General features: G+C 66.0%; 8 protein-coding genes. 4 read left to right on the top strand and 4 right to left on the bottom strand.

From position 1 onward, the window contains the following. Nucleotides 1-146: 146 nt before the first annotated feature. Nucleotides 147-341 carry a hypothetical protein gene (locus AAAX31_RS04670; protein ID WP_349076327.1) on the bottom strand — a complete coding sequence of 65 codons (195 nt, stop codon included), beginning with the start codon at nucleotides 339-341 and terminating at the stop codon, nucleotides 147-149. 318 nt (nucleotides 342-659) lie between these two features. Here AAAX31_RS04670 and AAAX31_RS04665 point away from each other — a divergent pair, with 318 nt between their 5' ends. The 4 genes from AAAX31_RS04665 to AAAX31_RS04650 all read left to right on the top strand — a co-directional run bounded on the left by AAAX31_RS04665 (nucleotide 660) and on the right by AAAX31_RS04650 (nucleotide 3,475). Next, nucleotides 660-959: a DUF2958 domain-containing protein gene (locus AAAX31_RS04665; RefSeq protein ID WP_349076326.1), complete on the top strand. Its 300-nt coding sequence runs from the start codon at nucleotides 660-662 to the stop codon at nucleotides 957-959. Between the two features lie 4 nt (nucleotides 960-963). After that, a complete protein-coding gene (locus AAAX31_RS04660) occupies nucleotides 964-1,560 on the top strand; it encodes a hypothetical protein (RefSeq protein ID WP_349076325.1) in 597 nt (198 codons plus the stop codon). Between the two features lie 527 nt (nucleotides 1,561-2,087). Next, a complete protein-coding gene (locus tag AAAX31_RS04655; protein WP_349076324.1) occupies nucleotides 2,088-2,741 on the top strand; it encodes a DUF1648 domain-containing protein in 654 nt (217 codons plus the stop codon). 500 nt (nucleotides 2,742-3,241) lie between these two features. Beyond that, on the top strand, nucleotides 3,242-3,475 hold the full coding sequence (locus AAAX31_RS04650; protein ID WP_349076323.1) for a hypothetical protein: 234 nt from the start codon (nucleotides 3,242-3,244) through the stop codon (nucleotides 3,473-3,475). 101 nt (nucleotides 3,476-3,576) lie between these two features. Here AAAX31_RS04650 and AAAX31_RS04645 read toward each other — a convergent pair whose 3' ends face one another. Genes AAAX31_RS04645 through AAAX31_RS04635 form a run of 3 tightly spaced genes read right to left on the bottom strand, consistent with a single transcriptional unit; the run spans nucleotide 3,577 to nucleotide 7,344 of the window. Next, the gene (locus AAAX31_RS04645) at nucleotides 3,577-5,535 is read right to left on the bottom strand and encodes a type IV secretory system conjugative DNA transfer family protein (protein ID WP_349076322.1); all 1,959 of its coding nucleotides are present in this window, start codon (nucleotides 5,533-5,535) and stop codon (nucleotides 3,577-3,579) included. After that, nucleotides 5,532-6,887, bottom strand: coding sequence for a hypothetical protein (locus tag AAAX31_RS04640; RefSeq protein ID WP_349076320.1), 1,356 nt, complete (start codon nucleotides 6,885-6,887; stop codon nucleotides 5,532-5,534). The genes AAAX31_RS04645 and AAAX31_RS04640 overlap by 4 nt, the downstream gene beginning before the upstream one ends. After that, a complete protein-coding gene (locus tag AAAX31_RS04635; RefSeq protein WP_349076318.1) occupies nucleotides 6,880-7,344 on the bottom strand; it encodes a hypothetical protein in 465 nt (154 codons plus the stop codon). The genes AAAX31_RS04640 and AAAX31_RS04635 overlap by 8 nt, the downstream gene beginning before the upstream one ends. Nucleotides 7,345-7,416 lie beyond the last annotated feature (72 nt).

Here is a 7,416-nt window from a genome sequence, read left to right as displayed (position 1 = left end):
CATCCATTGGAACACGAGAAGGAGGCAGGTTAAACTGAAGGGACTGACCCCGGAGGAATTCCGGAATCAGTCCCTATGTGCGGCGTAGGCCGCTTATTAGCCCGTCCAAGAATTGGGGCGCAGTTCAATAATTGCCGGGGCGTTTTCTATTGACTGGATTCAGTGTTGGCCGTTTCGGTCCGGATGCGCCGCTCGGCCTCTTCGAGGTCCCTGACAATCCTTCCCAGCGTCACGCAGTAATGCGAGAAGACCGGGTCCTCCTTGCCGGACCGGTCCTCGCAGCAAAAGAGCATCGACTCATGAAAGCAGGCGAGCTCGTAGACGATGTCTTCGAGTTCCATGCGACTCCTTTCAAAAAGTAAATAAGGCCTTAAATGGTATCGATGCTGGACGTGGGCTGCCGGCGTCCGCCGTGAATCAGCCACGGCTCCGCGGCCGGGTGGCACCTCCGCTACGCCGCGTCAAGGGGGCCCATGAGACCCCGCACAAACCTCCGCTCCGCTCCGGTTGGTGGAGGTCGTCATGGACCTCCCTTGACCCGTCTTCGCTCCGGTGCGGCTTTGCAGGGAGCAAAGCCGACGACGACGCGCGGCGTCGCCATTCGGCTTTGCCCGCAGGGGCGAGATGTTGAGGGCCACGTGCCCGGAACGGAGGAAGGCATGCAGCAGCTGATGACCGAGGAAATCGCCAAGACGGTGCCGAGGCTCTACGAGCAGGACGGGGCGGAGGACCCCACGGTCTACGCCCACTACTTCTCGTGCGTGAACGGATGGGACTGGTGGCTGCTCGAGTTCGACGGAACGGACGAGGCGTTCGGCCTCGTCGAGGGCTACGACGACGAGCTCGGCTACTTCAGCATCAAGGAGATGGCCGAGCTGAACCGCCAGATGGGGTTCGCCGCCGTCGAGCGCGACGAGCACTTCTCCCCGAGGCCGCTCAGCGCCGTCAGGAGGAGGTAGCCGCATGGTCACGGTCGAGTTCGACTCCATGGGCGAGGCGGTCCGCCTCGCCCTCGTGGCCGATGAGTACGCGGGCGGCGGCCTGGCCGTCCTCCTCCTCGACGCCACGGACCCGCGCTCCGAGGGCTACATGGCCGAGTGGGGCGTGCTCACGGCGAGCGTGCCGGCGGCCGCTGAGTGGTGCCGCGGGCGGGGCAACGTCGCCATCGACGCCGACATGCCCGCGGCGCTCCTCGAGGCGCTCGAGGCCGCCGGCACGTTCCGGATGGCCGGCCGCTCGGCGGCGTCCGGGATGGCCCGCTACCCGCTGGCCACGGTCGCCGGGCGCGCCCTCGCCGGCATGGGCGGCCTGCCCGAGACCCTCGAGGAGGCGCTCGGCTCGACGGTCGTCGTCGAGTACGAGTCGGGCGGCGACGGCGGCGCGTTCGAGGTGGGGACCGCGCCGGCGGGCTCGGCCGAGCTCGAGCGACTCATCGCCGCCGCGAGGTCCGAGGCGGACGCGTTGGCGCGCTCCGGCGGATGGGCTGCCGTCCGGGTCGGTTTCGGGGACGCCGAGACCATCGACTGCGAGACGGGCCGGACGGTTTACGTCGCGGGGTGAAATGGGAGGAGAGCGCGGGCGCGGTCCGGATGGGCCGCGCTTTTCCTTTCACGGGGATGCGGAGCTCCCACCGTCCAAGTGCCTTGGACGGTGGGAGCTGGATGCGACGATATACTGCGCGTGCAACGGGGACACGCGCCTCCTTTTCGGTTGACTCCACCAGTTCGTGCAGAGACTTTTCGATTTCCCGCTTTGATTTGGAGGTCTGTAATTCCATATTTCTGGAATACGGCACGAGGCTGAGCTTCGAAATCGCGTCTTGCGTCGGTAGATTGTTCCGCGTCCGCGACCAGTTTTTCAAGGGTGCTAAGCTGGGACTGTATTGAGAGTTCGTTTAGGTGGTTCACATTGTCCATAGCGGTGACCGCCAATGTTGAATAGCTGTCTTGAAAGACTGTGTCACGCTAGTGTCGGTATCGATTTGATACTACGAACAAATTAGAACTAAATGGATATCGTTTCCATACTAATTAAAACAAATTTGCATTCAAGTTTTTATTTAAACTTGATTTAAGGCGGAGTGGAATGTGAGCGCACAAGGAGATGCGGAATCGATGAGAGCCTCAAAAAAAATTACTGCAGTGTTATCATCTCTCATCCTCTCTATTCTTCCATTTCTGATTCTATGGGCGGCTTGGTCAGCCCTCCCTGATACAATTCCCGCTCATTGGAGTGGGGGTGTGGTTGATCGATGGGGTAATAAGCTTGAATTGCTGGTTGTTCCGCTGTTTTCTCTGATTGGTTCTATTGCAATTTCTGTGTACCTTATTGTTTCCACGCGGCGAAGAGAGTTCGCGGATTTCTCTGTTCGAATGCGACGGGATTTTCTTGCGTGCTATATTTCTAGCCTTCTTTTATCGACAACCTGCTCAGTGATAATTGCCGTTTGGGTTCAGTTGATTCTTACGCAAAGCACTGCGGTTGATGGGGGGCTTGGACTATCGATCCTGTATTCCCTTCCCGGGCTATATGTGATCTTGTGCGCTTTGCCGCCTTTTTATGCGAGCGGCGAGAGCAAAAAGGGAGAGCGCCTGATAACAGTTCTTATTGGCGGCGCGGAGATTGTTCTTTGTGGAATAGTGCTTGAAGGTTCGGCTGCCTCTTATGCGATGATTGGACTGATGATTCTGTTCTGTGCGTTTGAGATTGTGTCACAGGTAAGGGATAGCCGGTCCTTATGAGTTGAATTACGCGCGTGCGGATATAAAGGTTGGCATGTTAAGCTGGTCGTTTTCTCGTTCTGGGACATTTGCAGTAGGATGAGTGGGACTAGGCGCGCTGCGGTGTGATGGTGACGGCTGAGGCTTGTATCGCTGCAAATCCGCTGATGCACATTTTGCTATTGGGCTTGAAGGTGGGACCGACAGGCCTTTGTTTGGGATGTTCTGGTCGTCCAACGCGTGTTGCACGGCTTTATATTGTTACGCTCGTTCGGCGCTCCGTTGGAGCATTTCCGGGCTTGTCGGCATCATGACTTGGCCAAGTGACACGCTTGCCGGGACGGTTGTAACGCCGCGCCGGTTCCGTGTGCTCCTTCGTTGTTGGCCCGTCCAGCCGGGGGCGGATTCGGCCTCATGTTGTGGCGCACGGCCTTCAGGGGCTTCCCCTGGCGAGCTATGTTCGTCCGTATGGGTAAGGGTCGGTTTGAGCTGACAATCCCGTGCCGGAAGAGGCTTGCACCATGCGCGCGATGACAGAGATTGAGTGGCTGGACGGCCGTGTGACGAAGGTGCCGGAGCTCGTCCTGGGCGATGCGCTCGGCGAGAGCGTCCAGGCGGAGCTCGATTTCGGGTTCGACGACGTGTTGGAGGGCCTTTGGGTTGAGGTGCGCCATCATGAGCAGGATAAGGGCGCACTACGGGCGCCCGGGATTTTGCGGCGCAACTCGGCGTGCCGAGTTCGTTTCCGCTGGTAGCGTGGCCGGTTAAACCGGAAGGCGGTCACGGCCAGCCGTCATACGCGCCTCGCGTGTCGTATGACGGCTGGCCGTTTGCGCAGGCAGGGCCGTATGACGCATCAGAACCCGTCGGGTGCGGCGGACGCCTTGCGCTTCCTGCCGCCGGACGGCGACCCTTTGGGCTTTTTCGGCTTCTCCGGGATGCGCCAGACCGGTGCCGGGACGGTGTTCCGGATCTCCCCCTCGAGCGCCCGCGCGAGCATCGCGCCCTCGGCCTCCGGCGACGTCAGGTCCAGCAGCGGCCCCAGGAACGTCTCGGTGATGTCGCGGCTGGCGAGCGCCATCGGGCCCTCTGCGTCGATCACGAGCGTGCCGTTCTCGCGTGCGCTCCAGGCCATGAGCTCCGACGGGGTGATCAGTGGGCGGCGCGCCACGGAGAACGACTTGCCGGACGAGGAGCTCTGCGTCCCCTTGGTGGAGCTCTCCCCGGTCGTCCTCACGCTGTAGTCGCCGAGGCGCTTGCTGATCTCCTCCGCCTCGCCGACGGACTCCACCGAGAGGACGACCTGGGTGCCGAGCAGTGCCAGCAGCGCGTCCGACTCGGCCCTCGAGTAGCCGCACCGCGCCTCCAGAAGCTGGATGTTCTGGAGCACGAAGACGACGTGCAGGCCGATGCTCCGGACCTCCGCGAGGTCGCCGAGGAGGCGGGGGATCTTGGGGATCCCGGACCCCTCGTCGATGGCGAGCAGGGTCTCCGCCGGCAGCCTGCCGCCTGATAGGCGCGCGGTCTCGCGCAGCGCCGACAGCGCCTGAGAGAAGATGCACGAGACGAGCGCGCCGCGGTCGCCGCGGTCCGTCGCGCTGGCGATGTAGAGGATGGTCGGTTTGCGTCCGACCGATGCGAGGTCGACCTCGCCGTCCCAGAGCATGCGGCTGACGTCGTCGTCGCAGAAGGACATGAGGTAGTTGCGCGCGGTGGAGACGAGGGCCTCCCCTCCGCCGCCGTTCGACGAGGCGACGAGGAGGAACTGGCGCGCCGGGTTTCCCGCCGGCAGGTCCGCGGCGAGCTCCTCCAGCGACTTCACGGCGCTCTTCCCGTCGCGGGGCTCCAGGAGCGCGAGCACGGTCGAGAGGTTCCGCGCGCCGTCGGGGATCCGCCCGTCCGTAATCGCGAGCAGGCAGAGGCCGGTCAGCAGGTTGCGGCTGGCGTCCGTGAAGAACCTCTGGCCGGAGGAGAAGGCGTCGGGCACGATGGCGGACGACAGCTCGCGGAGCTCGGCCACGGCACCTGCGACGCCCTCGGTCCCGAGTGCCGCGATGGCGCGGTCGAGGGGGTTGAACCTCGCCGACTTGACGGGCTCGTCGAGCCGGATGGCGACGACCTCCATCCCGGCCCTCCTGGCGAGCGGCTCGGTCCATGCGCGAATCTCGGACTTCGGGTCGTGGACGATGACGGACATCGGGATCCCGTGGGCGTTGCGGTCGATCGCCGCGACGATCGAGGGTGCCGTCGCGCGTCTGCTTTTGCCAGCGCCACTGCCCGCCCTTATGAGGCAGTGGACGGCGGGGACCATCGCGATCCCGCCGCCGATGCAGCCGGCCGCCACGAGCCCCTCCGCGGCGGCCTTCCCGTCCCAGGGAGGGCAGCGCCTCGCGACCCTGGAGGGCCTCGACTCGAGCCAGGCGTCCCCGTGCGTGCGCGTGGGCGCGCGGTCGCCGGCGAACGTTCCGTCGTGGAGTCTCGCCCATGAGCGGGCCCAAGAAACGAGGCCGAGGATGAGGACGGCCGTCGCGACGAGGGCGAGGGCCGCGAGCACCTCTCCTATCTCGCCCGACGCCGCCGCGTCGGCGGCCGCTTCGAGAGGGCTGCGGAAGACGTAGGCGGGCTCGGGGCCCGGGTCGGCCGTGGGCAGCCGCAGCAGGACGGAGAGGCCCGAGATGAGGGATAGAGTCCACCACCTGGCGTAGTCCCAGGCGCTGGCGGTCGCGGCGCAGGCTATGACGGCGGCGACGCCTTGGGCCGCGAGTGTGCCGGCGAGTTCCTTTTTCATATCGCGGTTGAAGGATTTCGGTTTCATCTCGTGATCGTCCTCTCTATCCTGTTTGCTATCTTCAGCGCGGGGACGCTCGACGGCCCGGTGCCGCCGGAGGCGAGGATTCTCAGGGTCACGGCGATGAGCCGCAGCGCCCTCTCGCCGGCCTCGTCCCCCATGTCGCGCCCGCCGGCGTCCCGGGCGGCCTCCCTGGCGACCAAGGTCGCCACCGCGGCGGCGCGCCCGAGGGCCGGGCCGGGCGACGGCGCATGCCTGAAGGCCCGGTCTGCCGAGGGACACCCCCTGAGGTCTGCCGGCTCGAGGTCCCGGCCGCGTGCGGCCTTTCGCGCGATCCTCTCGAGGCGCGCCCTCGGGATGCAGGAACGGGCCTCGGTGGCGAGCCCGGCCTCCCGCCGCCTCTCCACCGCCGGGCCGGTTCCGGGCGCGGCGCGTCGCGTCGGCATCTCCTCACGAGTTGGCGTCCTGTCGGGCACCAGGACGCGCAGGGCCGCGTTCTCGCACCGGAGGCCGAGGTCGGCGGCCTCCTTGCGGGCGTAGGCGTCCCGCGCCTCCCCGGCCAGGCACTTGAGGCCGGCGCACCTCTCGACCGCCTTCCTGTGGCGCTCCAGCGCGCCGGCGAGCTCGGGGGAGCCGGACGCCGCCCGGTCGAGGGCCTCCCTCAGCGCGGCGGATGCCTCCGGGTGGAAACGCCTGAGGTGGGCGGCCTCGATCCTTCCGTCCGGCGGCAGCTCGATATCGAAGCGGTTCCGGTCGATGCGGGCGACGGCGTCCAGAGCGGCCTCCCTCGCGAGGTCGCGCTCGATGTAGGCCTCCCGCAGCAGCGGTGCCATGGCCTTCGAGGAGATCTCGAGCCGCGCTGCCTCCATCTTCCCCTTGGGCAGCAGGGAGTCCCAGTCGCCCTCGTGGTCGACCGTGAGGATGTGGACGTGGTGGCTCGTGCCGTTGACGTGCATCGCCGCGTAGAACTCCACGCGGCTCTCGGGCACGCCGGTCATCTCGGAGAAGAGCCTCGGCCACTCGGACCGCACCAGCGCCTGCCAGGCGTCCAGGCGGTCGAGGCCGGCATCTGGGGCGATGTCGTTCGGGACCGTGACGACGGTGGTGAGCACCGCGCCGCCGTTTTGGGCGATGGCGCGCCTGGCCTCCGCCACGGGGACCGGGCCGCCCGCGCCCCAGAGGCCGCCGGTCGAGCCGGTCCTGTTCGCGGCGTAGGCGGCCAGGCCGTCCACGCCGAGCCTCCTGCCGTCGGCCTCGCTGACCTCGATGACGACTCCGCGGCGTGTGCCGGCGTATGCCGCCAGGCCCGCGGCGGACGCCCTCGCGGACGTTCCCGCGCGGACGACGGAGTGGTTGACGATGACGGGCGGGCTAGCCATCGGCACGCTCCCGCGCGTGGAGCTTCACCTCGTCGATCCTGCCGAGGCCAGCGCGGCTGAGCTCGCCGGCCTGCGCGAGGTAGTTCTTCCAGATGTCCGCGACAGGGACGTCCTCGAGCGAGGCGTAGGACGCCTTGAGGACGTCGGCCGACATGAGGCCGGCCATGATGGCGGCGGTCATGGGGCGCGAGAGGACCGCGGCGATGCGGTCCTCGGTGGCGTCGAGCTTGCGCTCGATGTCGAGTGCGGCGACGTCCATGCGCGCGTCGACGATGCCGCGGATGAAGCCCGCGACCTCGTTGCCGTAGAGGTCGAGCCCCTCCGCGGCGAGCGCCGAGCGCAGGAGAGAGCGGATCTCGTCGCTGACGTTGGAACCGTTGAGCTCCGCTCGCGTCTTGAGGGGGGTGTAGAGCTTTGAGTCGAGCTTCACGCTGACGTTCTTTGTTGTTGCTGTCATTCGATTCTCTCTTCGATGCGCGGTGATCATCGGCCCGAAAGCAGGGGCGGACCGACCGTTGTCGATCCGCCC

It is taken from the genome of Collinsella sp. CLA-ER-H5, assembly GCF_040092375.1.
In the GTDB taxonomy this organism is placed as follows: domain Bacteria; phylum Actinomycetota; class Coriobacteriia; order Coriobacteriales; family Coriobacteriaceae; genus Collinsella.
The sequence above is the reverse complement of the archived record's forward strand: the minus strand, read 5'-3'. Positions and strand labels throughout refer to the sequence as shown.

Coding starts and splice junctions, on each gene's coding strand:
- AAAX31_RS04650 (WP_349076323.1), top strand. CDS start 3,242: ATGCGCGCGATGACAGAGATTGAGTGGCTGGACGGCCGTGTGACGAAG.
- AAAX31_RS04660 (WP_349076325.1), top strand. CDS start 964: ATGGTCACGGTCGAGTTCGACTCCATGGGCGAGGCGGTCCGCCTCGCC.
- AAAX31_RS04635 (WP_349076318.1), bottom strand. CDS start 7,344: ATGACAGCAACAACAAAGAACGTCAGCGTGAAGCTCGACTCAAAGCTC.
- AAAX31_RS04670 (WP_349076327.1), bottom strand. CDS start 341: ATGGAACTCGAAGACATCGTCTACGAGCTCGCCTGCTTTCATGAGTCG.
- AAAX31_RS04645 (WP_349076322.1), bottom strand. CDS start 5,535: ATGAAACCGAAATCCTTCAACCGCGATATGAAAAAGGAACTCGCCGGC.
- AAAX31_RS04665 (WP_349076326.1), top strand. CDS start 660: ATGCAGCAGCTGATGACCGAGGAAATCGCCAAGACGGTGCCGAGGCTC.
- AAAX31_RS04640 (WP_349076320.1), bottom strand. CDS start 6,887: ATGGCTAGCCCGCCCGTCATCGTCAACCACTCCGTCGTCCGCGCGGGA.